22 protein-coding genes are annotated in these 23,189 nt (G+C 69.7%); 12 read left to right on the top strand and 10 right to left on the bottom strand.

Annotated features, from left to right (window positions below; all coding sequences use genetic code 11):
* Window positions 1–11: 11 nt before the first annotated feature.
* Both BLQ75_RS14370 and BLQ75_RS14365 read left to right on the top strand, forming a co-directional pair.
* Entirely contained in the window at window positions 12–1,670 is a 1,659-nt protein-coding gene (locus BLQ75_RS14370) for an FAD-binding dehydrogenase (protein WP_092602559.1), read from the top strand.
* A 281-nt stretch (window positions 1,671–1,951) separates the two neighbouring features.
* Window positions 1,952–2,683 (top strand): PIG-L deacetylase family protein, encoded by a 732-nt coding sequence (locus BLQ75_RS14365; protein ID WP_092602557.1) that lies wholly within the window; start codon window positions 1,952–1,954, stop codon window positions 2,681–2,683.
* 260 nt (window positions 2,684–2,943) lie between these two features.
* Here BLQ75_RS14365 and BLQ75_RS14360 read toward each other — a convergent pair whose 3' ends face one another.
* From BLQ75_RS14360 to BLQ75_RS14350, 3 genes are all read right to left on the bottom strand, one after another.
* Window positions 2,944–3,135 (bottom strand): hypothetical protein, encoded by a 192-nt coding sequence (locus tag BLQ75_RS14360; protein WP_092602901.1) that lies wholly within the window; start codon window positions 3,133–3,135, stop codon window positions 2,944–2,946.
* Window positions 3,136–3,237: 102 nt separating this feature from the next.
* Window positions 3,238–4,161 carry a diacylglycerol/lipid kinase family protein gene (locus tag BLQ75_RS14355; protein WP_092602899.1) on the bottom strand — a complete coding sequence of 308 codons (924 nt, stop codon included), beginning with the start codon at window positions 4,159–4,161 and terminating at the stop codon, window positions 3,238–3,240.
* A gap of 183 nt (window positions 4,162–4,344) precedes the next feature.
* Window positions 4,345–6,018, bottom strand: coding sequence for an APC family permease (locus BLQ75_RS14350; RefSeq protein WP_092602555.1), 1,674 nt, complete (start codon window positions 6,016–6,018; stop codon window positions 4,345–4,347).
* 261 nt (window positions 6,019–6,279) lie between these two features.
* Here BLQ75_RS14350 and BLQ75_RS23500 point away from each other — a divergent pair, with 261 nt between their 5' ends.
* Window positions 6,280–6,456 (top strand): hypothetical protein, encoded by a 177-nt coding sequence (locus BLQ75_RS23500; protein WP_170837492.1) that lies wholly within the window; start codon window positions 6,280–6,282, stop codon window positions 6,454–6,456.
* 10 nt (window positions 6,457–6,466) lie between these two features.
* Here the strand turns inward: BLQ75_RS23500 and BLQ75_RS14345 are convergent, their stop codons facing one another.
* The 4 genes from BLQ75_RS14345 to paaI all read right to left on the bottom strand — a co-directional run bounded on the left by BLQ75_RS14345 (window position 6,467) and on the right by paaI (window position 11,026).
* On the bottom strand, window positions 6,467–8,143 hold the full coding sequence (locus tag BLQ75_RS14345) for an APC family permease (RefSeq protein ID WP_092602553.1): 1,677 nt from the start codon (window positions 8,141–8,143) through the stop codon (window positions 6,467–6,469).
* 420 nt (window positions 8,144–8,563) lie between these two features.
* Window positions 8,564–9,175 (bottom strand): TetR/AcrR family transcriptional regulator, encoded by a 612-nt coding sequence (locus tag BLQ75_RS14340; RefSeq protein WP_092602551.1) that lies wholly within the window; start codon window positions 9,173–9,175, stop codon window positions 8,564–8,566.
* Between the two features lie 85 nt (window positions 9,176–9,260).
* Window positions 9,261–10,592 (bottom strand): phenylacetate--CoA ligase PaaK, encoded by a 1,332-nt coding sequence (gene paaK, locus BLQ75_RS14335; protein ID WP_092602549.1) that lies wholly within the window; start codon window positions 10,590–10,592, stop codon window positions 9,261–9,263.
* 14 nt (window positions 10,593–10,606) lie between these two features.
* The gene (paaI, locus tag BLQ75_RS14330; protein ID WP_211481379.1) at window positions 10,607–11,026 is read right to left on the bottom strand and encodes a hydroxyphenylacetyl-CoA thioesterase PaaI; all 420 of its coding nucleotides are present in this window, start codon (window positions 11,024–11,026) and stop codon (window positions 10,607–10,609) included.
* Window positions 11,027–11,330: 304 nt separating this feature from the next.
* Here paaI and paaZ point away from each other — a divergent pair, with 304 nt between their 5' ends.
* The 6 genes from paaZ to paaE all read left to right on the top strand — a co-directional run bounded on the left by paaZ (window position 11,331) and on the right by paaE (window position 17,742).
* On the top strand, window positions 11,331–13,376 hold the full coding sequence (paaZ, locus tag BLQ75_RS14325; RefSeq protein ID WP_092602547.1) for a phenylacetic acid degradation bifunctional protein PaaZ: 2,046 nt from the start codon (window positions 11,331–11,333) through the stop codon (window positions 13,374–13,376).
* A gap of 100 nt (window positions 13,377–13,476) precedes the next feature.
* On the top strand, window positions 13,477–14,445 hold the full coding sequence (paaA, locus tag BLQ75_RS14320) for a 1,2-phenylacetyl-CoA epoxidase subunit PaaA (protein ID WP_170837491.1): 969 nt from the start codon (window positions 13,477–13,479) through the stop codon (window positions 14,443–14,445).
* Window positions 14,442–14,786 carry a 1,2-phenylacetyl-CoA epoxidase subunit PaaB gene (gene paaB, locus BLQ75_RS14315; protein WP_244515548.1) on the top strand — a complete coding sequence of 115 codons (345 nt, stop codon included), beginning with the start codon at window positions 14,442–14,444 and terminating at the stop codon, window positions 14,784–14,786. Before paaA ends, paaB begins: the two co-directional genes overlap by 4 nt.
* A gap of 445 nt (window positions 14,787–15,231) precedes the next feature.
* Complete coding sequence (paaC, locus tag BLQ75_RS14310; RefSeq protein ID WP_092602545.1) at window positions 15,232–16,122, top strand: 1,2-phenylacetyl-CoA epoxidase subunit PaaC; 891 nt, start codon at window positions 15,232–15,234, stop codon at window positions 16,120–16,122.
* A complete protein-coding gene (gene paaD / locus BLQ75_RS14305; RefSeq protein WP_092602543.1) occupies window positions 16,116–16,643 on the top strand; it encodes a 1,2-phenylacetyl-CoA epoxidase subunit PaaD in 528 nt (175 codons plus the stop codon). Before paaC ends, paaD begins: the two co-directional genes overlap by 7 nt.
* 1 nt (window position 16,644) lies before the next feature.
* Window positions 16,645–17,742, top strand: coding sequence for a 1,2-phenylacetyl-CoA epoxidase subunit PaaE (gene paaE / locus BLQ75_RS14300; RefSeq protein WP_092602541.1), 1,098 nt, complete (start codon window positions 16,645–16,647; stop codon window positions 17,740–17,742).
* A gap of 193 nt (window positions 17,743–17,935) precedes the next feature.
* On the opposite strand, the gene BLQ75_RS14295 is transcribed toward paaE, so the two are convergent.
* On the bottom strand, window positions 17,936–18,880 hold the full coding sequence (locus BLQ75_RS14295; RefSeq protein ID WP_092602893.1) for a sporulation protein: 945 nt from the start codon (window positions 18,878–18,880) through the stop codon (window positions 17,936–17,938).
* Window positions 18,881–19,212: 332 nt separating this feature from the next.
* On the opposite strand from BLQ75_RS14295, the gene BLQ75_RS14290 reads away from it, so the two are divergent.
* Window positions 19,213–19,815, top strand: a complete 603-nt coding sequence (locus tag BLQ75_RS14290; protein WP_211481378.1) for a TlpA family protein disulfide reductase — start codon at window positions 19,213–19,215, stop codon at window positions 19,813–19,815.
* Window positions 19,816–20,026: 211 nt separating this feature from the next.
* On the opposite strand, the gene BLQ75_RS14285 is transcribed toward BLQ75_RS14290, so the two are convergent.
* Both BLQ75_RS14285 and BLQ75_RS14280 read right to left on the bottom strand, forming a co-directional pair.
* Window positions 20,027–20,233 carry a hypothetical protein gene (locus tag BLQ75_RS14285; protein WP_092602889.1) on the bottom strand — a complete coding sequence of 69 codons (207 nt, stop codon included), beginning with the start codon at window positions 20,231–20,233 and terminating at the stop codon, window positions 20,027–20,029.
* Window positions 20,234–20,602: 369 nt separating this feature from the next.
* Window positions 20,603–21,223: a YigZ family protein gene (locus BLQ75_RS14280; RefSeq protein ID WP_092602539.1), complete on the bottom strand. Its 621-nt coding sequence runs from the start codon at window positions 21,221–21,223 to the stop codon at window positions 20,603–20,605.
* Between the two features lie 317 nt (window positions 21,224–21,540).
* Here BLQ75_RS14280 and BLQ75_RS14275 point away from each other — a divergent pair, with 317 nt between their 5' ends.
* Window positions 21,541–21,741 (top strand): hypothetical protein, encoded by a 201-nt coding sequence (locus BLQ75_RS14275; protein ID WP_092602537.1) that lies wholly within the window; start codon window positions 21,541–21,543, stop codon window positions 21,739–21,741.
* Between the two features lie 202 nt (window positions 21,742–21,943).
* Window positions 21,944–23,101 (top strand): FAD-dependent monooxygenase, encoded by a 1,158-nt coding sequence (locus BLQ75_RS14270; protein WP_092602535.1) that lies wholly within the window; start codon window positions 21,944–21,946, stop codon window positions 23,099–23,101.
* The last annotated feature ends 88 nt before the right edge of the window (window positions 23,102–23,189 follow it).

The raw sequence follows: 23,189 nt of genomic DNA, 5'->3' as shown, positions 1-23,189 counted from the left end.
GAGGTGCGGTCGTGGCATCGGACGCGGACGTCATCGTGGTCGGGGCGGGCCTGGCCGGACTGGTGGCCACCTACGAGCTGACCCGCGCGGGCAGATCCGTGCTGCTGGTCGAGCAGGAGAACGCCGACAACCTCGGCGGGCAGGCCCACTGGTCCCTCGGCGGGCTGTTCCTCGTGGACAGTCCGGAACAGCGCAGGCTCGGCGTGCGGGACAGCTACGAGCTGGCGCTGCGGGACTGGAACAACAGCGCCGCCTTCGACCGGCCGGAGGCCGACTACTGGCCGCGCCGCTGGGCCCGGGCCTACGTCGAGTTCGCGGCCGGGGAGAAGCGCTCCTACCTGCGCGGGCTCGGGATGCGGTTCATGCCCTTCGTGGGGTGGGCCGAGCGAGGCGGCGGCACCGCCACGTCCCACGGCAACTCGGTGCCCCGGTTCCACTTCGGTTGGGGAACCGGACCCGAGATCGTACGGGTGTTCGCCGAGCGGGTGCTGCGCGCCGAGCGCGCGGGCCTGGTGCGGATCCGGTACCGCCACCGGGTGGACGAGCTGCTCGTCTCCGACGGTGCCGCGTACGGCGTGCGCGGCGGTGTGCTGGAGCCCTCCGCCGAACGACGAGGGGTGGCCTCCTCGCGGAACGTGGTGGGGGAGTTCGAGTACCACGCGCAGGCCGTGGTGGTCACCTCCGGCGGCATCGGTGGCGACCACGAGCTGGTCCGCCGGAACTGGCCCTCCTGGCTGGGCCGGGCGCCGGAGCACATGCTCACCGGGGTTCCCGCGCACGTGGACGGCAGGATGCTCGACATCGGTGAGCGCGCGGGTGCCAGCGTGGTCAATCGGGACCGGATGTGGCACTACACCGAGGGCATCACCAACTGGGATCCGGTCTGGCCGGGGCACGGTATCCGCATTCTTCCGGGGCCCTCCTCGATGTGGTTGGACGCCACGGGTGAGCGGTTGCCCGCGCCGTACTTCCCGGGATTCGACAACATGGGGACGCTGCGCCACATCCTCGGCACCGGTCACGACTACAGCTGGTTCCTGCTGGACCAAAGCATCCTGGCCAAGGAGTTCGCGCTGTCGGGCTCGGAGCAGAACCCGGACCTGACGGACAAGAGCCCACGCAAGCTGCTGTCCAGGGTGCGCAAGGGGGCTCCCGGCCCGGTCGAGGCGTTCAAGCGCCACGGCGTCGACTTCGTGGTGCGGGACAACCTGCGGGACCTGGTCGACGGCATGAACGAGCTCACCGGCGAGTCGCTGCTGGACTTCGGGGCCGTGCGGGATCGGGTGGCGGCGCGGGACGCCGAGATGAGCCGTCCCTACGGCAAGGACATGCAGGCCTCGGCGATCCGCACGGCGCGCCGCTTCATCAGCGACAGGGCGATCCGGGTAGCCACACCGCACGGGCTGCTCGACAGTGGCAACGGGCCGCTGGTCGCGGTACGGCTCCGACCGCTCACCCGCAAGACCCTGGGCGGTCTTGAGACCAATTTGGACTCGCAGGTGATGCGCCCCGACGGTTCGGCCTTCGACGGGCTCTACGCGGCCGGTGAGGTCGCGGGATTCGGCGGCGGCGGGGTGCACGGTTACAACGCGCTGGAAGGGACCTTCCTCGGTGGTTGCGTGTTCTCGGGGCGTAACGCGGGGCGGGCGATCGCCCGCGATCTTGGTTAGCCGCGAGGTCGCACAGCACTTCACTGCGCTGGTTGCGTAGCCGGCACGTGAGTCGGCGCCTCGCTGCGTTGGGCCGGCTGGTGAGTAGCCACCTACGCGGCGAGCGGCCCGGCCTCGCAATGCGTCCGACTCACGTGCCGGTGCTCCGTGCGCCGCGTTCCGCGTGGTCCCGTCTCGACGGGCGACACGGCGATTTCCGGGCGAGATCGGTGACTTCTGTGCCCGGAACCCGGTGAACCGGTAACTTCTGTGACCGATCCTTGGCCGAAGACGGGGGTTTCATGACCGAGTCACTCGAACCCATGCCGACCGACTGGCGGCACGCGCTGGTGATCGTGGCGCATCCGGACGACGTGGAGTTCGCCGCCTGTGCCGCGGTGGCGCGCTGGACCGAGGAAGGACACGGGGTCTCCTACCTGCTGGCCTCGCGCGGCGAGGCCGGTATCGACGGGCTCGCTCCCGAGCAGGCCGGTCCGCTGCGCGAGCGGGAACAGCGGGCGAGCGCCGCCCTGGTCGGGGTGGAGGATGTTCGCTTCCTCGACCACCGGGACGGCGTCATCGAGGAGGGCACCGCGCTGCGGCGCGACCTGGCGCGCGGTATCCGGGAAGTCCGTCCCGAACTGGTCGTCACGTTCAACCACTACGACCGCTGGGGGTTCGGCGGCTGGAACAGCCCGGATCACCGCGCCGTGGGCAGGGCCGCGCTGGACGCCGTGGGCGACGCGGGAAACCGCTGGATCTTTCCCGAACTGGTCACCGAGGAGAACCTGCCGCCCTGGAACGGGGTACGCCGGATCGCCGTGGCCGGGTCCCCGCATCCCACGCACGCGGTCGACGTCGGCCCTACCCTCGGCCGGGCGGTGGAGTCGCTGGCCGCGCACGCCACCTACCTGTCGGCGCTCACCGAACAGGCACCCGAGGACATGGCGCGCGACTTCCTGCACCGCACGACCGCCGAAGCGGGGGCCGCCTTCGGCGTCGAACACGCCGTCACCTTCGAACTCGTCAGTTGAGGGTTGTTGGCGCGGTTTGCGGGGCGGTGCGGGTGGCGGAACCTCTCGCGGGCTCTCGCCGCGGCGCCGGAGACATCGAGCAGGTACTACGCCACGTCGGGGGCGTCCTCGCGAGAGCACCACGAGAGAACCCGCGGCGGTGCCGACTGTGAGGGTGGTCGGAGCTCGGCCTGCGGGAGTCGTGGGCACTCGGCACCGCGTCGAAGCGGCGCGGCGATTTCGTGGGAAGACGACGCTGCCAGGGCGAAATCCGGATCGTCCTATTCGGATTCGCCGCGGTCGGCCCGTTCGAACTCCGGCGCCCACACGTGCCAGCTGGAGAGCTCGATCGGGCACTGATAGGCGACCAGTCTGCCTTCCGAGGAGTTCACCAGGGTCTGGGCCTGCTGTTTGGTGATGATCGCGCGGTGCGCGCACACCGTGCATCTCGGTGCGTTGCTGTAGTTCCACATCGTCAACGGTGGTCGTTCCTCACCGGTCCGGAAGCGTCGTTGTTCGCCAGGGTCTGCCTCGGGAGCGGGCGCACGGCGCGTGGCCGCTCGGCTCGCGTTCCCTCAGCCACCGTCCACCCAGTCCCGCGGCACGACCACGTGCAGTGCGTTCCGAGCCACCGAGAAGTCACCCGGGGTTCCGGCCACCAGCTCGCCGTCGATGTTGATCGGCATGTTCGGAGTGGTCTCCAGCCGGACCCGCCTGGTACGGATGTGCTCGGCCTGGTCGGTCTCCAGCAGCTTCGTGCTCTTGAAGTTGCGCACCACAGTGGCCAGTTCGCGGATGTTGCCGTGCTTGATCACCGTCACGTCCAGCGTACTGTCGTCGATGCCGGAGTCGGACACGGCGAGCTGGCCGCCGCCGAAGTAACGGCCGTTGGCGACGGAGACCTGCAGCAGGCTGTTGAACTCCCTGGTGGGGTGGTCCCCGTCGGGGAAGGTCAGCCGTGCCGGGAACGGTCGGTGCCGCAGGAATCCCTTCGCCGAGGCTACCGGGTAGGCCAGCGAACCGACGACCTTCTTCAGCCCGGGGGACATGGCGTTGGCGACATTCGCTCCGATGCCGACCGAGGCCCGGTTGGCGTAGTAGTTGTTGCCACACAGCCCGAGATCGATGTCGACCACCTTGCCTCGGGCGATCGTCTCGCAGGCCTTCTCGATCTCGGTGGGGATCTCCAGGGTGCGGGCGAAGTCGTTGGCCGTTCCCAGCGGAAGCAGCCCCATCGGAACGCCGGTGTGGGCCAGCACGTCCACCACCGAGCTGATGGTGCCGTCGCCACCGCCGATGATCACGAGGTCGTGCCCCTCGTCGACGGCCGTGCGCACCGTCTCCACCAGCCGTGCCGGGTCCCTGAGCGGGTAGGTGGTTCCGAGGGGGACGCCCAGTTCGCCCAGGGTCCGTACGGCCTGGGTGTAGGCGATGCCGCCTGTCCGGGACAGCGTGTTGACCACGACCGCCACCCGGTTCGCTCCGCCGTTGGTGGACACCACCACTCCCGTCTGCCTGCTGTGCCTGCTCCCCGAAGTGTATGCGGGGCGTCGTGTCGGCTCCCCGGTGTGTGGTGTGCGCTACTCGACAGGGGGCGACACGAGACGGGGCGGGACCGTGCGGTCCCGCCCCGTCCGGGTGGGGCCCGTTCCGGAACGGGCCCGAAGTGGTCTCCCGAGGTCTCAGCCCGCGGTGGTGGGGGCGTCGGTCGGGGTCTTCTCGATGTAGGCGGCGGCCCGGCGGGCGGGCAGTCGTACCGCTATCGCGTAGAAGTACATCGCCACGCTCCACACCGCGACCACGAGCGAGCCCGTGCCGATGCCGAGCACCCCGTCACCCCCGTTGAGGAGGCTGGCGGCCGCCTCGGCGCTGGCGTCCATGTCACCGAAGTAGCTCATGACCATCAGCCCGGCGAGCCAGATCGGGAACCAGGAGCCGGACTTGAAGTCCACCGGCGGTGTGTCGTGCTTGGTGGTCACGTGGTAGATCACGAACACCACGTAGCCCACCAGCAGGCCGATGAGCATCTTCTCGTTGATCGACCAGCCCGACCAGTACACCAGCAGACCGGAGGCGATGAACGCCAGTACCGGGATGAGGTCACCGGCGGGCAACCGGAAGGGGCGCTCCTGGTCGGGCAGTTGCCTGCGCAGCGCGCCCACGACGAGGCAGCCCGGTGCGAAGGAGACGGCGAAGGCGGAGCTGATGAAGCCGATGAACTTCGACCAGGCGGGGAAGGGCAGGAAGAAGAAGCACCCGACCACGAACATCAGCAGGATGGACACCCACGGCACGCCCTTGCTGTTGAGCTTGGTCAGCGCCTGCGGTGCGTTGTCGTTGCGGGCGTTGGCGTAGGACAGCCGGGTGGTCACACCCGCGTAGATCAGCCCGGTGTCGGCGGGGGAGATCACGGCGTCGACGCGCAGCAGGAACGCCATCCACGCCACGCCCAGCGTCAGCGCCAGTCCGGCCAGCGGACCCGCGTTCTCGGCGAACTCGAGGTTCTCCCAACCGTTGCCCAGCAGCCGTTCCGGCAGTCCGGTGATGAAGGAGATCTGCAGCAGCACGTAGATGATCGCCGTGATCACCACGGAGCCGATCAGTGCGAAGGGCACGTTGCGCTGCGGGTTGTTGGTCTCGCCCGCGAACTCGACGCCGTTGCGGAAGCCCAGGTAGGAGAACGCGATACCGGCGGCCGGTATGGCGGTGAAGATGGCCCCAGCACCGCTGGGCATGAAGCCGCCGAAGTCGGTGAGGTTGCCCGGGTTGAACTCGGCGGCGAACAGCACCACGATGACCAGCACGATCACCGCGAGCTTCCACCACACCAGTATGTTGTTCAGGTAGGCGAACAGTCGGACACCGAGTACGTTGATCCCGCTGTACAGCGCCATGAGTCCGATGGCCACGAACCAGCCCGCCCCGTGGACCAGGTATTCGCCGTCGGACTCCACCATCAGCCAGCTCGCGTACGGGTAGGCGTACTGCATGGTGGCCAGGACTTCGATGGGGGTGACCGCGGCGGCGGCCAGCCAGCTGATCCAGCCGGAGCTGAAACTGGCGAAGGAGCCGAAGGAGTAGTGGGGGAAGCGGATGATGCCACCGACCACCGGGAACATCACCGACAGCTCGGCGTAGACGAAACCGATCAGCATGATCATGATCGCACCGATGATCCACGACAGGATCGCTGCCGGTCCGGCGATCTGGGAGGCGTAGAGGGCGCCGAACAGCCATCCGGATCCGATGATCGCCCCGACCCCGGTGAACAGCAGGCTGATCCGATTCACATCCCTGCGCACCCCGTGATCGAGCTGCACCTTGGCCTGCGTCGGTGGCGCAGTTGGTGTCGCCATCTATTCGCCCTTTCCATACCTTTGTGAGGTCGATTACTACCGTGAGCGTGGACTCTCTAGGATTCGGGCGGCGTCGTCAACACGAAACGGTTAACCTGTCGCGCAAATAAGTAACATTTTGTGTACGACACTGTGCGCAGACCATGCGATCGCGCGGCATCTCGGACGATTCGCGCCGTCCCCTGTGATCAGGATCGCGGGATTCGGGCGCCGACGCTGACCGGCTTCGTCCCGGATTCTGGGAAACTCGGGTCGAGTCGTGTGCGCGTGTCGAACGTCGTCGAGTCCGCGATCCGGAACGGGAAAACCGGTGACGAGACCACCGCCGCGCCGGAACGCGGCGAACACCTCGCTACGCTCCCTCGGCGCGAGGAGAGCGAACGGCATCGGGGCGAGCGAGGACGGGAGAGCCTGTCGGCGGCACCGGTGCGCGCCTGAAGCGGGCGGGTCAGCCCGCCGTGGTGGGGGCGTCGGTCGGGGTCTTCTCCACGTAGGCCGCCGCACGTCGGGACGGCAACCGTACGGCCATCGCGTAGTAGTAGATCAGCACGCTCCAACCCGCGATGATCAGCGCGCCCGGTCCGACCCCTATCGGGCCGTCACCACCCGGCAGCAGCAGCGCCTCGTCGACGGGCTGGTTCGGCGTGACCTCGCCGAAGTAGCTCAGCACCATCAGTCCGGCCAGCCACACCGGGAACCAGGAGCCGGACTTGAAATCCACCGGCGGAGTGTCGTGCTTGGTGGTCACGTGGTAGATCACGAACACCACGTAGCCGGCCAACAACCCGATGAGCATCTTCTCGTTGATCGGCCAGGTGGACCAGAACACCAGCAGGTTGGACGAGAAGAACGCCAGCAGTGGAATCGTGTCGCCGCCGGGTAGCCGGAAGGGGCGCTCCTGGTCGGGCAGCTGGCGTCGCATCGCTCCGACCACCAGACAGCCGGGGGCGAAGGAGACGGCGAAGGCCGAGGTGATGAAGCCGATGAACTTCGACCAGGCGGGGAAGGGCAGGAAGAACAGGCACCCGACCACGAACATCAGCAGCACCGAGACCCAGGGGACCCCGCGCCGGTTCAACCGGGTCAGTGCCTGCGGTGCGTTGTCGTTGCGGGCGTTGGCGTAGGACAGCCGGGTGGTCACGCCCGCGTAGATCAGCCCGGTGTCGGCGGGCGATACGATCGCGTCGACGCGCAGCAGCCAGGCCATCCAGACCACGCCGAGCAGTAGCGCCAGCCCGGCCAGCGGGCCCGCGCTCTCGGCGAAGGTCAGTTCACCCCACCCGTCGCCGAGCAGCCGCTGCGGCAGCCCGGTGACGAAGGCGATCTGCAGCAGCACGTAGATGATCGCGGTGATCACCACCGAGCCGATCAGTGCGAAAGGCACGTTGCGCTGCGGGTTGTTGGTCTCGCCCGCGAACTCGACGCCGTTGCGGAAGCCCAGGTAGGAAAACGCCACACCCGCGGCCGGGATCGCGGTGAAGATGGTTCCCGCACCCTCCGGGGTGAAGCCGCCGAAGTCGGTGAGGTTGCCGGGATTGAACGACACGGCGAAGAAGACCACGATGACCAGCACGATCACCGCGAGCTTCCACCACACCAGGATGTTGTTCAGCCTGGCGAAGACTCCCACGCCCAGCGCGTTGATCGTGCTGTAGAGGGCCATCAGCGCGATCGCGATCAACCAACCGTAGCCGCTGACCAGGTACTCTCCCTCCACGGGTGTCATCAGCCAGCCCGCGTAGGGGTAGGCGTACTGCATGGTGGCCAGCACTTCGATGGGGGTGACCGCGGCGGCGGCCAGCCAGCTGATCCACCCCGCGCTGTAGCTGGCGAAGGAGCCGAAGGAGTAGTGGGGGAAACGGATGATCCCGCCGACGACCGGGAACATCACCGACAGCTCGGCGTAGGCGAACCCGATGAACAGCACCATGACCGCGCCCACCACCCAGGACAGGATCGCCGCCGGTCCGGCGATCTGGGAGGCGTAGAGGGCGCCGAACAGCCATCCGGATCCGATGATCGCCCCGACCCCGGTGAACAGCAGGCTGATCTTGTTGACGTCCCTGCGCACCCCGTGATCGAGCTGCACTGTCGCGCGGGTCGGTGAAGCGGCCGGTGTGCCCATATGTCCGCCCCATTCGCGTGATAGGAATCACTTGGGTGTTCCCATAGCACTGTCGGGCAGACACGGGAATTCGGCAACACGGACACGCCCGTGGCGCGACCACGGCTCACACCGCCGTCCGGATCGGGCCCGGCGACGCGGGGCAGCGACCGTGCCCGGCCGAGCCCGCGCGGCACTTCGGATCCACAGCCTCACCGCACCTACCACCCGAGTCCAACCGGGAAAACGACGGTCAAGCGGCGCCAGCCGCTTACAGCCGCCCTCGCGACTCGTACCGCCGCGGGTTCTCTCGGGGTGCTCTCGCGAGGACGCCGGAGACGTGGCGTAGTACCTACTCGATGTCTCCGGCGCCGCAGCGAGAGCCCGCGAGAGGTTCCGCCGAGCGACCACTCCGGCAACCCGTGCCGTGCACGGTAGAGCTCATTCGCGTCGTTTCAACCCCTCGAACGCGATCGTGGTAACGGTCCCGGCGATCTCCTCCTTGGTGAGCCCCTGCCGGGGGCGGTACCACTCGATCACCGAGTTCACCATCCCGAACAGCAGCCTGCTGGTCAGCGCCGGGTCCAGGTCCAGCCGCAGACTGCCCGAGCGCTCCGCCTCGGCGACGAGCTCCCCCACGAGGTGGTCGAACTCCCTGCGCCGGGCCAGGGCCTGCCGCTCCACCTTGCTGTTGCCGCGCACCCGCAGCAGCAGGGTCACGAACGGCAGCTCGTCGACCAGCACCTCGACGCTGCGCCGTACCACGTGGTGCAGCCGGTCGATGGCGGGTCCCTCCAGCGACTCGGGTTCGTCCAGCACCGCGAACAGCGCGTCCAGTGCCCGGTCGACGCTCATCCGCAGCAGTTCCTGCTTGCTGGAGACGTGGTAGTAGATGGCCGACTTGGTGATTCCGAGCCGTTTCGCGAGGTCCTCCATGCTCGTGCCGTCGTAGCCGCGCTCGTGGAAGACCTTCACGGCGGTGCGCAGCAGTGAGTCGAGGTCGTAGCCCGGTCTGCCCCGCCCCGCGCCGTTGTTCGTAGCCGCACCCGCCATGGCCTCCAGTCTCGCAGCAGTCGCCGGGGTGCGCGGGCGCCGGCCCGCCGACCCCGGCGACGTTCGGGGCCGTGGCGCTCGGCGGTCAGTCCTCGCGCAGATCGACCGTCCGCCGCAGCTTGCCGACCGAGCGCGGCAGGGTGTCGGGCTCCACGATCTCCACCCCGGCGCTCACCCCGACCGCGTCCTTGATGGCGGTGGCCAGCGCCTCGGGGGCCTCCGCGCGTCGCGCCGCGGTGGTGGTCTCGTCGGCCTCGACCAGCACGCGCATCTCGTCGAGTCGTCCCTCGCGGGTGAGCCGGAGCTGGAAGTGCGGTGAGAGCCCCGGCTGCCGCAGCACCAGTTCCTCGATCTGGCTGGGGAAGACGTTGACCCCGCGCAGGATGATCATGTCGTCGCTGCGCCCGGTGATCTTCTCCATCCGGCGCATCCCCGGGCGGGCGGTGCCGGGCAGCAGCCTGGTCAGGTCCCTGGTGCGGTAGCGGATCACCGGCATCGCCTCCTTGGTCAGCGAGGTGAACACCAGCTCGCCGTGCTCACCGTCGGGAAGCGGTTCCTCGGTGACCGGGTCGATGATCTCGGGGTAGAAGTGGTCCTCCCAGATGTGCGGGCCGTCCTTGGTGCTCACGCACTCGTTCGCCACGCCGGGACCCATGACTTCGGACAGTCCGTAGATGTCGACCGCGTCGATCCCGGCGGCCTCCTCGATCTCGCCGCGCATCGCGGCCGTCCACGGTTCGGCGCCGAAGATGCCGATGCGCAGCGAGCTCCGCCTGGGGTCGAGCCCCTGCCTGCGGAATTCGTCGAGCAGCGTGAGCATGTAGGAGGGGGTGATCATGATGATCTCGGGTTCGAGGTCGTGGATGAGCCGCACCTGGCGTTCGGTCATCCCGCCGGAGGCCGGTATCACGGTGCAGCCGAGCCGCTCGGCGCCGTAGTGCGCGCCCAGCCCGCCGGTGAACAGCCCGTAGCCGTAGGCGACGTGCACCTTCTGGCCGGGTTCGCCGCCCGCCGCCCTGATGGAGCGCGCCACGACCTCGGCCCAGGTGTCCAGATCCCGCTGGGTGTAGCCGACCACGGTGGGGGTTCCGGTGGTGCCGCTGGAGGCGTGCACCCGCCGCAGCCGGTCCTGGTCGACCGCGAACATGCCGAACGGGTAGTTCTCCCGCAGGTCGTTCTTGGTGGTCGTCGGGAATTTCGCCAGGTCGGCCAGACCGCGGCAGTCCTCGGGACGGACCCCGGCGGCGTCGAACTTCCGCCGGTAGCAGGGCACGTTCTCGTAGGCGTGCCGCAGCGTTTCGCGGAGACGTCGCAGCTGCAGCTCGGCCAGCTCGGCGCGGCTCGCGCGCTCGGCGGGGTCCGCTTCGGTGGCCGGTGCGGCGGAGGGAGGGGTGGTGTGGGCGGCGAGCTCGGTCATGGTGGCTGATCCCTTCAACTCCTGATGGCGCGGCTGTGCCCGCGGAACTCGGCCACGGTCTCCCCCGAGGCGTCGTCGCGGAGGACCGTGGTGTCGTAGATGCCGTTTCGGCCCCTGGTTTGGCGCTCGACGGCCCGGGCGTAGAGCACGTCGCCCTGGTGGGCCGGGGTGAGGAACGTGATCTGCGCGCTCGCGGCGACGGTGACCGGATCGCGGCTGTTGCAGGCACAGGCGAAGGCCGTGTCGGCCAGCAGGAACACGTAGCCGCCGTGGGCTATGGCGTGCCCGTTGACCATCTCCGGTGTCACTCGCATCCGCACCAGCGAACGGCCGTCGGCCGCTTCGAGCAGCTCGATGCCGAGCGACCTCGAGGCGTGGTCGTCGTCGAACATCGCCGCCGCGGGGGCGGCTATCGGTGGGGGTTCGGCCTCCAAGGGGTCACCACCTCGAAATACTGACCGAACAGTCGGTTGTCCGCTCGGGATGGCCGAGCCCCTTCCGGGGACGCCCTGTCGGTCTTCAACGGTTTTTCGTGGGCAACTGCCGGTCAGGTGATTGTGCACGAGCTTGTTCTGCGTCACAATGATTTACCGACCGATTGGTCAGTAATAAGCGGACTCGAGTTCGTGGCACGCCCGGCGGGACCGGCGGAGGCGGCTCGGCGGACGACCGGCGAGCCCCGGACGAGGAGCACCGGGCGTTCGGACAACAGGCGGACAACCCAGGGAGATCGCGACGATGGAGCCATTGCGCAGCTACCTCGCGGGACGGTGGCAGCGGCCCGAGGGGCCGGGGACACCGCTGCACGACGCCGCGACCGGGCAGGAGGTCGCGCGGATCTCCACGGCGGGACTGGACCCCGCCGCAGCGCTCACCCACGGCAGGGAGACCGCCGGTCCGGAGCTGCGCGAGCTCACCTTCCACCAGCGGGCCGCGCTGCTGAAGGCGTTGGCCTCCCACCTGCGCGAGCACCGCCAGGAGCTCTACGCCCTCTCCGCCCGCACCGGGGCCACCAAGGGCGACTCCAAGTTCGACGTCGACGGCGGTATCGGGGTGCTGTTCAGCTACTCCAGCAAGGGCAGGCGCGAGCTCCCCGACGACACCGTGCACGTGGACGGCGGTACGGAACCGCTGGGCAAGCAGGGGACCTTCCTGGGGCAGCACGTCGCCACCCCGCTTCGGGGCGTGGCCGTCCAGATCAACGCGTTCAACTTCCCCGTCTGGGGACCGCTGGAGAAACTGGCGCCCGCGTTCGTCGCCGGGATGCCCACCCTGATCAAACCCGCGCCGCAGACCGCCTACCTCACCCACCGGCTGGTGGAGCTGATCGTCGAGTCCGGAATCCTGCCGCAGGGCTCCGTCCAGCTGCTCTGCGGTGACCCCGGTGACCTGCTCGACCACCTGACCGAGCAGGACACACTGTCGTTCACCGGTTCGGCCGCCACCGCGCGGCGGCTGCGCTCCCACGACAACGTGGTGCGCAGCTGCGTGCGGTTCAACGCCGAGGCCGACTCGCTGAACTGCTCGATCCTCGGCCCGGACGCCACCCCGGACAGCGAGGAGTTCGAACTGTTCGTGCGTCAGCTGGTCACCGAGACGACGGTCAAGGCCGGGCAGAAGTGCACCGCCGTGCGCCGGGCGTTCGTGCCCGCCGAGCTCGCCGACGAGGTGACCGAGGCGGTGCGGCGGCGGCTGGCCGGGATCAGGGTCGGCAACCCGGCCTCACCCGAGGTGGACATGGGAGCGCTGGCCGACCTCGAACAGCGCGAGGAGGTCCGCCGCTCGCTGAAGAGCCTGCTGGAGTCGTGCCGCCTGGTGCACGGTGATCCGAACACCCCGTTCGAACTCGTCGACGCCGACTACGAACAGGGCGCCTTCGTGCCCCCGATGCTGCTGCGCTGCGACGACCCGGAACTGCCCCAGCCGCACGAGGTGGAGGCGTTCGGCCCGGTGACCACCGTCATGCCCTACCGCGACGCCGAGCACGCCGTGGAGCTGGCGCGCCGGGGCAGCGGAAGCCTGGTCGGTTCGGTCGTCTCGGCCGACCCCGAGTTCGTGCGCACCGTCGTGACCGGCGCCGCCTCGCAGCACGGCAGGATGCTCGTGCTCAACCGGCACGACTCGGCCGAGTCCACCGGCCACGGCTCGCCCCTGCCGCAGCTGGTGCACGGTGGTCCGGGCCGCGCGGGCGGCGGCGAGGAGATGGCCGGGATACGCGGCGTGCTGCACCACATGCAGCGCACCGCCGTGCAGGCCGACCCGGACACCCTCACCGCCCTGACCCGGCAGTGGATGCCGGGCAGCGCCCGGAACACCACGGCGGTCCACCCGTTCCGCAAGTACCTGGAGCAGCTGCGTGTCGGCGACAGCGTGGTCGGCGGGCCGCGCACCATCACCCGGGAGGACGTGCGGCGCTTCGCCGAGTTCACCGGCGACGAGTTCTACGCCCACACCGACGAGCGGGCGGCCGCTGAGAACCCGTTCTTCGAGGGGCTGGTGGCCCACGGCTACCTCGTGGTCTCGTTCGCGGCCGGGCTGTTCGTCTCGCCCGAACCCGGCCCGGTGCTGGCCAACTACGGCCTGGAGAACCTGCGGTTCCTCACCCCGACCTACCCGGGAGACGAGATCACGGTCACGCTCACCGCCAAACGGATCACGCCGCGCCACAACGCCGACTACGGCGAGGTGCGCTGGGACGCGGACGTGACCAACCAGGACGGCGAGTCCGTCGCCAAGTACGACGTGCTCACGCTCGTGGCGAAGGAGCACCAGGAGGAGGGATGAGCCGGGCCGGAAGCGGGAGACCGCGAGGGGTTCCGCCGATCGACCAGCTCGACCGGCCGGAGGACCGGGCAGCGAGGACTTCACGAAGGAGGTGGGTGGTGTGAGCACCGAGGAGGCCACGATCACCACCGAGGAGCGGTTACGGGAACGCTTCGAGACCACCGTCGAGCACGACCAGCGCGTCGAACCGCGCGACTGGATGCCCGAGGGCTACCGCAAGACCCTGGTCCGCCAGATCGCCCAGCACGCGCATTCCGAGATCATCGGAATGCAGCCGGAGGGGAACTGGCTGACCCGGGCCCCCAGCCTGCGCCGCAAGGCGATCCTGCTCGCCAAGGTGCAGGACGAGGCCGGTCACGGGCTCTACCTGTACTCCGCGGCCGAGACCCTCGGCGTCGACCGCTCGGAACTCACCGAGAAGCTCGTCGAGCGGCGGCAGAAGTACTCGTCCATCTTCAACTACCCGACGCTGACGTTCGCCGACATCGGCGTGATCGGCTGGCTGGTCGACGGCGCGGCCATCGTGAACCAGGTGCCGCTGTGCCGGTGCTCCTACGGCCCCTACGCGCGGGCCATGATCCGCATCTGCAAGGAGGAGTCCTTCCACCAGCGGCAGGGCTACGAGCTGCTGCTGACCATGATGAACGGCTCCGAACGGCAGCGGCGGGACGTGCGGGACGCCGTCGACCGCTGGTGGTGGCCCTCGCTGATGATGTTCGGCCCGCCGGACGGGGACTCGCCCAACACCCAGCAGTCGATGGCCTGGGGCATCAAGCGGCACACCAACGACCAGCTGCGGCAGAAGTTCGTGGACATGACCGTGCCCCAGGCCGAGGCGCTGGGGGTCGAGCTCCCCGACTCAGGGCTGGTTTACAACCCGGAGCGGGGGCACTACGACTTCTCCGAACCCGACTGGGACGAGTTCCACCGGGTGCTGGCCGGCGAAGGACCGTGCAACACCCAGCGCGTCGAGCGGCGCCGCGCGGCACACGAGGACGGCGCCTGGGTACGCGAGGCCGCGGCGGCGCACGCGGCGAAGCAGGCGGAACGCGGGAGGGCCGCGGTATGACCACACCACCGGGAACCGGGGACGCGGGTGGCCGGGAAGCCGCCGGGGTGGAGCGCCCCAGCGCTGCCTGGCCGCTGTTCGAGGTGTTCGTCCGGGGCAAGCGGGGGCTCAACCACGTGCACGTGGGCTCGTTGCACGCCGCCGACGAGGAGATGGCGCTGCACAACGCGCGCAACCTCTACACCCGCCGTAACGAGGGCGTGAGCATCTGGGTGGTGCGCGCCGCCGACATCACCGCCTCCAGTCCGGACGAGAAGGACCCCTTCTTCGCGCCGAACGGGGACAAGGTCTACCGGCATCCCACCTTCTACGAGATTCCCGACGATGTCCCCCATATCTAGAATTCCGCACAGCACGGCTTTCCGAGTGGTTGGTTACCGGCACGTGAGTCGGCGCCTCGCCGCGTTGCGGGGCACCTCGAGTAGCGGCCTACGCCACGTGCCCCGCTGCCTCGCGACGCACCCGACTCACGCACCGGAGCACCTCGGGTTGGTCAGGCTGGGCACCCGGGTCAATGACAGGACTGCGGGGATGGCCCGAACCGTTCAGCTGCCGCGGTGGTCCGGTGGCGGAACCTCTCGCACCGCTCTCGCTCCGGGAGGCCCGACCTCGGGTAGGTACTACACAGCGTCGGGCCTTCCTCGCGAGAGCCGCACCGGAGAACCCGCGGCGGTGCCGACTGTGGGAGCGGTGGGGTTCGGCCCGGCTCTCGCCGCGGTCCCGCGCTCGACAACTCGTGGCGCCGTGGTTCGGCGGTCACGTCCTCAACCGGTGAGGTGATTCCCGATGTCGTTCGACAACGCCTACGAGGCCATCGCCGAGACGCATCCCGAGGGGGACGCGCGGTGGGCCTTCGGCACCGGCTTCGACGATCCGTTGTCCGGAGTGGACACCACGGTGCCCGAGGGGGTGGACACCGCCGACCTCGCGGCCTACTGCCTGATGCTCGGCGACGACGCGCTGCTCCTCTCGCAGCGGCTCACCGAGTGGGTGACGCGTGCCCACGAGCTGGAGGACGAGATGGCGCTGGCCAACATCGCCCTGGACCTGCTGGGGCAGGCGCGGATGCTGCTCTCCCGCGCGGGTTCGGTCGAGGGGGCGGGCCGGGACGAGGACGCGCTGGCCTACTTCCGCTCCGAAGCGGAGTTCCGCAACGTGCGGCTGGCCGAGCTCCCCATGGGCGACTTCGGCAGGACCACGGCCTCGCTGCTGGTGTTCTCCACCTGGCGGCTGGCGCTGCTCAATCGCCTGGTCGGTTCGGCCGACCCGGTGCTCGCCGCGATCGCCGCGAAGGCGGTCAAGGAGGTCACCTACCACCGGGAGTACGCGGCTCGCTGGGCCGTCCGGCTCGGCGACGGCACCGAGTACTCGGCCGAACGGCTGCGCGCCGGTTTCGCCGACGTGCTGCCGCTGGTCGACGAGCTGTTCGCGGGGCATGCCGTGGAGCGGCGCCTGGCCGCCTCCGGGGTGGCCGTGGACAGCACCGAGCTGCGGGAGGAGTTCGAACAGGTGCTCGGGCAGGTGTGCGAACTGGCGACGCTGCGGCTGCCCGAGGTTGACCGGACGGGCACCGTGGGCGGCCTGGCGGGCCGCGACGGCGTCCACACCGAACACCTCGGCTACCTGCTGGCCGAGATGCAGTCCCTGGCGCGCAGTGATCCGGAGGCGACGTGGTGACCCGCACAGAATCCGACCGGACCGTGGCCGCCGAGGTGGCGGCCTCGGTGACCGACCCGGAACTTCCCATGCTCACCCTGGCCGACCTGGGCGTGCTGCGCGAGGTGGTCGTCACCGGAGTGGGCGCGGTGGTGGTCACGATCACGCCCACCTACTCCGGCTGCCCCGCGCTGGCCGAGATGCGTGCCGAGCTGCACCACAGGCTCACCCGGGCCGGGTACGACGACGTGCGGATCCGCACCGAGCTCTCCCCACCGTGGAGCAGTTCGTGGATCACCGAACGGGGAAGGCGCAAGCTCGCCGAGCACGGCATCCATCCCCCGGACGACCGGGCTGGGCCGCCGACCGCCTCCGGCGGTCCGGTACCGCTGACGTTGGGGCCGCCGCGCCGGACGGTCCACTGTCCGAGGTGCGACTCCGCGGCCACCGAACGGACCTCCGAGTTCAGCGCCACCGCGTGCAAGGCGCTGTACCGCTGCCTGGACTGCCGGGAACCCTTCGAGTACTTCAAGGAGATCTGACGTGTCCACCCCGACAGCTCCCGCGCCGGTGCGGGGTCGCGCCGACCGGGCGTTCCACACCCTCCGGGTGGCCGAGGTCGAGCGGTTGTGCGACGACGCGGTCGCGGTGACCTTCGACGTCCCGCCCGAGCTGGCCGCCGAATTCGACTTCCTGCCCGGTCAGTCGTTGACTCTGCGGCGGCGGGAGGCCGACGGCGAGCACCGGCGCTCCTACTCGATCTGCTCGGCCCGGGGCTCCCGGCCCCGCATCGGGGTCCGCCTCGTTCCCGAGGGATTGTTCTCCGGGTGGCTGACCGGCGAGGTCGAGGTCGGCGACGAGATCGAGGTCATGCCGCCCACCGGACGGTTCACGCCGGATCTGTCCGTCGCGGGCAGGCACGTGCTGGTCGCGGCCGGTTCCGGGATCACGCCGGTGCTGTCCGTCGCGGCCTCGTTGCTCGCCGAGACCGGTTCCGAGGTCACGGTGATCTACGGCAACCGCCGCAGTGACACCGTGATGTTCACCGACGAGCTGGCCGATCTCAAGGACCGCTGTCCCAGCCGTTTCGAGCTGGTGCACGTGCTGTCCAGGGAGCCTCGCGAGTCCGAACTCGTCAGCGGGCGGCTGGACGCCGAGCGGCTGCGGGGCCTGCTGGGAACCCTGGTGCCGCTGGACGGCTCGGAGCAGTGGTGGCTGTGCGGCCCCTACGGGATGGTGGAGGCGGCCGGGGAGGTGCTGGCCGAACTCGGAGTCCCGGAGGATCGGGTGCACCGGGAGCTGTTCTACGTCGACGACGTCCCCCCGGAGCCGGTGCGTCACGAGGAGGGCGACTACGAGGGCGAAGTGAGCCGGGGACGCGTGACGTTGGACGGCCGCACCACCGAGGTCGCGCTGCCCACCGACACGCCGGTGCTCGACGCCGCGCAGCGGGTCCGCTCCGATCTGCCGTTCGCCTGCAAGGGCGGGGTGTGCGGCACCTGCCGCGCCAGGGTCACCGAGGGGCGGGTGCGGATGCGGCGCAACTTCGCCCTGGAGGACTCCGAGGTGGAGTCCGGGTTCGTACTCACCTGCCAGGCGATACCGGTCTCCGAGGAAGTGGTCGTGGACTACGACGCTTGAGGCGCTGTTCCGGGGGGCTCTCGACCTCGCGGGTTTCCGGACGGCCCGGCGATTCCCGCGAAGTCATCGCTCCGCCCGGGCGACGACGCTTCGAGGGGCGATCTCTCGCGAGGTGTGCGAGGCCCACCGATGGTGGTGCCGGGAGCACCCGGACGCGGGGCGGGCCCGCCCCGCGTCCGTTGAGGTGGGGCCTTCAGCCCTCGTCGCCCTCGTCCTCCTCGCCTTCGTCGCCCTCCAGCACCTCGCCGAGCATCATGCCGCCGAGCACCCCGGCCGCCGCGCCCGCGACGCCTCCGGCGACGGCGCCGCCCAGCCCCGAACCGGAGTGCCCCGAGCCGTGACCGTGGTGGCCGTGTCCGCCGCCGAAGAACCCGCCCGAGGACTGCGAGACCGCCTCCAGCCAGTTCTGGATCTCGGCGTTCCAGTCGGTGTGCAGCGCCTCCTCGTGGCCGCGGTGGATGCGCCCCAGCACGTCACCGCCCGGGGTGAACAAACCACCGCGCTTGTCGGCCTCCAACACCACGTCGAGGCTGTCGGGCCGCGCCACGAAGGTCAGCTCGACCTCGTTGACGCCTCCCGCGAACCGAGGCGGGGCGAAGAACTCGATCTCCTGGTAGAAGGGGAACTGCTGTGCCACGCCCTGCAGCACCCCGTGCTCCACGTCGGCGCTCTTCAGGGGCGCGCCCATGTTCAGCAGCGCCTCGATCACCGGTTGCTGGGAGGGCAGCGGTTCGACGTGGAGCGGGTCCATGTCGCCGGTGTCCACCGCCTTGGCCACCGCCACCTCGGTGCGAACCCCGAGCCGCATCCCGTGCAGCGGCTGGCCGCGCAGCGCCGTGATCGGCGTTTCCCACGGCAGCGCCAGCCTGAACGGGATCGTGCTGTACTGCTCGGCTTCGAGCTGGAAGCTCTCGGCCACCGTCGTGCGCTGGAACTCCAGCGCCCCCTTCTGGTCGTCGGAGGTCTCGACCTCGGCTACCAGGATCAGGTCGATCCGCTGGATGTCGGCCGGCCCGCTGGCACCGCCGATGCGGACCTCGCCGGTGACCTCGCCACCCGGCTGGCAGGCGCCCTCGTGCAGCACCGTGTCCACCGAGGGGCCGCCGATACCCACCGCTTGCAGCATGCGTTTGAACACCGCTGAGTCCTTCCGTCGTTCGCCGTTCTCGTGGTCGCCGGTCGTTCCGGCCCGTGTCACGCGCTCTTCGTGGGTGGGACGAAGTCGCCCTCGTCTCGGTTTCCGTGTCCGCCTTGTCCGTTCCGATCGTTACCGCATCGTGAGTACCGGCGCGGGGTTCGCCCCGAGGGGCGGCCGCCCGTGGTCGTTCGCGTCGTCGCTGCCGGGCAGCGGGCCTCGCGGGGCCGGGTTTCCGGCGGCGGTGGCGAGACGCGCTCTGATCAGAACGCGCGGTGCGCCTGTAGCATGCGTTCGTGTTCCGAGTCGTGCGCGGCCGTCTTCCGCTCGGACGGGTGAGGGGAAAGCGCCGAAGGCGGCACTGGGTACCGGCGGTGGCGCTCGCGGCGGTGATGTCCGTTTCCGGCTGCGGCGGAGCGGGTGGTGTAGGTCTGACCGCCGGTGAGGGCGAGTTCAACTTCGTCTCGCCCGGCGGGAAGACGAGGATCGTGTATCCGCCCGGTGAGCGCCAGGAGGTCGGTGATCTCGCCGGTGGTTCGGTCAGGGAGCCCGATACCCGGATATCGCTGTCCGATCACGAGGGCGAAGCGGTGCTGCTGAACCTGTGGGCTTCCTGGTGCGGCCCCTGCCGGGCGGAGGCCGACGAACTCGAACGGCTGGCGGAGCGGACCTCCGAGGAGAACGTGCGGTTCCTCGGCGTCAACGTTCGTGACGACCGCGACTCCGCGCGGGACTTCGCGCACAACCTGGACGTCGGCTATCCGTCCCTCTACGACCCCGACGGTCGCGTGACCCTCGCGCTGCGCGGTCTCCCACTGTCCACTCTTCCCATAACGCTCGTGCTGGACCGCGATCACAGGGTGGCCGCCGTCTTCCTCGGTTCAGTGGTGGGAAGGGACGTGATGTCCGTGATCGAGGACGTGGTCCGAGAGGGCTGAGGTGCTCCTCGACCACTTCGGACCGGGGACCGGGACTCCCGGTTCCGACCTGGAGCCCCGGTGCGACCGGAGCGAGGGTGCGCCCACGGTGGTCAGTCCGCTCGCTCGGTCGGGACGACCACCTCCGTCCCGGAGGCAGGCGCGGCGGAGCCGCCCCACGTTCTTCGGAAGCTCGAAGGCCTCCGCGGTCGTCGCGCCGAGCGGTCGGGGCTCACTCGGCGAGCTCGTTGATGGCCCGCGCCCAGCGGAAGTACTTGTTGTTGCCGAGGTCCCGGATGGTCCGGATGCCGAACGCCTTCTCGAGCTGCTCGGCGTCACTCTCGCTGACGCCCTGCAGCGCCGCCACCGGCGCGTCGGGAAGCTCGCTGAGCGGCTTGCCCTCGTACGCCTTGTCGAGCTTGTCCGCGATGTCGATCATTCGATTCCTTTCGGCGTGTGGGATTGCCAGTGCCAACTCCCCTCGACCCGTGGGTATCACGCATCGGAGTCGTTCGAACACGAAAATGTTGATCATCTCACTGCCGTTTTCGTCCGATAAGGGGATTTCGGTTCCCCCGCCGGAGAAGTTCGGAAGGTCGTGCCGACCGGAGTGCTCGCCCCGCGCGGCCCGCGCCCTCCGGAGGGTGGGACGAACGTGTCCCCAGGTGGACGACCGGCTTCGTAGGGCGGCACGTGGTGCCGGGGCTTCGCGCCACGTGCCCGCGACGAGGTCGGCCGCCTCGTCGTCCGGGAGCCGTTGGCGCGACGGGAGCGTTCCCGGCCGGGCCCGAGCGGCTCGTTCGCGGTCTCACTCCGCCACTTCGACGAAGATCCGCTCTCCGAGGGTCACGCTCGCGTTCCCCCCGGCCGTCTCGGTGATCCAACGCTCGAAGGCGCCGGTCTCCGGCTCCGGCACGGGCACGTCGAACTCGACCGACTGCCCGTACCGCGTGTCGGTGGGCTCGCGACCGGCCGAACGCAGCTCGTTGTCCAACCTGCCCGCCGTGGAGTGGTCCACACGGATCGAGACGAGCCTGGCGGGGTCCCGGCGGGCGAGTCCGACCCGCTCCAGCGCCTCGCTGACGGCCGAGCCGTAGGCGCGGATCAGTCCACCGGAACCCAGCAGCACCCCACCGAAGTAGCGCACGACCACTGCCACGGTGTTGGTCAGCTCGTTGTGGCGCAGCACCCGCAGGATCGGCATCCCGGCCGTTCCGGCGGGTTCTCCGTCGTCGTTGGACTTCTGGATCTCGGCGTCGTCGCCCACGAGGTAGGCGTAGCAGTGGTGCCGGGCGTCGGGGTGCTCCCGTCGGCACCGCGCCACGAACTCGCGCGCCTGCTCCTCGGACTCGACGCGTTCCAGCGCGCACAGAAAACGGGACTTCTTCTCCACGAGTTCCGCCGAACCCGCCTGTCTGATCGTGCGCATACCTACTTCCTACCGGAGGTGGAAGGCACGGACCCGGCGCCCCGCGCAGTGGGAGTCCCACGGCTTTCGCCGTGGTCGTGCCGGCGAGGTGTCCGGGGCGTCTCACCGGGGCGCGGGCCGAGCTCCGGAAGTGGGAGACGAAAACCCAGCGGCGAGCTCACCCCCGGAAACCGGCGTGACAACGCTCACCCTCGAACGTATGTGATCTCGGGCACGCCCGGTAACCGGCGTCGATAGCACCTGCACACGTTGTTCGTGTCCGGAACCGGTGGGAGTGATTTTCCGTGACGCCCGCCGGGCACGTACCGTCCACTCTCATGGAGCAGTCATCGAGTCCGTTGGAACCAGGCACGCGGGTGCGTGCTTCCTTCGGTCGTTTTCAGGATCAGACCGGCACCGTGGTCGAGGCCGCGACCGGTCTGCCGGACGTCTTCGACGGTCCGGTGCTGTGGGTCCGGTTCGACGGGGACGAGGAACCCGGCCTGGTGGCCGGGCGCTTTCTCGAACGCGCGGCCTGACCGCTCTCGCGGTCGGTCCGCGCGTTCCGCGCGAGACGCGGATGGTTGTACTGGTCAGCGGGTGATCCGGATGTGAGTAATCGTAAATCCCGTTGTGGGGGAGTTCCGGATAAAATGCGTCCGAGGTGTAGTGCTGTCATGAGGACGGTTCCGCTGAGCGCATCCCCACGGCAGGGGTGCCGGTGACGAACGGACGGAGACGATGCGGGTTCTGGTCATCGGGGGAGGTTTGGGTGGACTCGCCGTGGCCAAGGGCCTGCTCGACAACGGTCACCGGGTAAGGATCTACGAGCACGCCGAGAAGCTCCGTGACGGCGGTGCCGGGGTCACTGTCTGGAGCAACGGAACCGCCGCGCTGCGCGGGCTGGGGATTCCGCTGCACGGTGTCGGGCGTCAGTTGCACAGCCTGCGTGCGATGACGGCGACCGGCAGGATGCTCTGGGAGGCGGACCTGGACGAGGTCACCGAGCGCCTCGGTTCTCCCACGGTCGAGGTTCCCCGGCGGGAACTGCTGTACCGGATGGCCGAGGCGCTGCCGAGCGAGGTCTTCCGGTTCGGCAAGCGGTGCGTCGGTGTCCGGGAGTTCGCCGACCACGCCGTCGCGGAGTTCGCCGACGGCACCTCCGAGGCCGGGGACGTCATCGTCGGAGCCGACGGGCAGCGGTCGATGGTCCGCCGCACGGTGCTGGGGGGTGAGCCGGCCAGGCTGACCGGTTGGGCCAGCTGGCAGGGACTGACCCGCAGCGACCTGCCGATCGCCTACGGCTACCAGACGCTCAACATCGCGGGACGCGACGGTCACTGTGGACTCATCCCGGCGGGGGAGGGGCTGCTGCACTGGTGGTTCGACATGCCGTGGCGTGAGGACCAGGCGGAGCTGACGGTGGCGGACCTGCGGGCCGCGTTCACCGGGTGGCCGGAGCCGGTCGAGGAGCTGCTGGGATCGATCTCGGACGAGGACCTGGGCTTCTTCCCCCACATCCGCCACCAGGTCCCCAAGGTCTGGGGCGGCCCGCGAACCACCCTGATCGGCGACGCCGCGCACGCCATGCCACCCGCCGTGGCCCAGGCCGCCAACCAGACGATGGAGGACGCCTGGCTGCTGTCCTGCGCGTTGGCCGACACCGACGGGACCGACCCGGAACCGATGCTGCGGGAGTACGAGCAGCAGCGCAGGCCCCGCGTGGCGAAGGTCTCGCGCACCGCGGCGCTGACCTCCGCGCAGCGTCGGACCCCGCTGCAGCGGATCGGCAAGTTCCCCCGCTGGATCGCCACTCGCAGCCAGGTGATCACGCTGCGCTCGGGCAGCAACATCCTCAGGGGGCTCACTCCGCCCTCGGTGTCCGTCGGCGTGGCGTAACCGCTGTCGGCAGCGTGGGGCGCTGGGTGGTTACCCGGCGGAACCTCGCGCGGCGTTGACGTACCGGTCGCGCTGGCGCGGTGCTCGG

It is taken from the genome of Actinopolyspora xinjiangensis (assembly GCF_900104475.1).
GTDB lineage: Bacteria > Actinomycetota > Actinomycetes > Mycobacteriales > Pseudonocardiaceae > Actinopolyspora > Actinopolyspora xinjiangensis.
The sequence above is the reverse complement of the archived record's forward strand: the minus strand, read 5'-3'. Positions and strand labels throughout refer to the sequence as shown.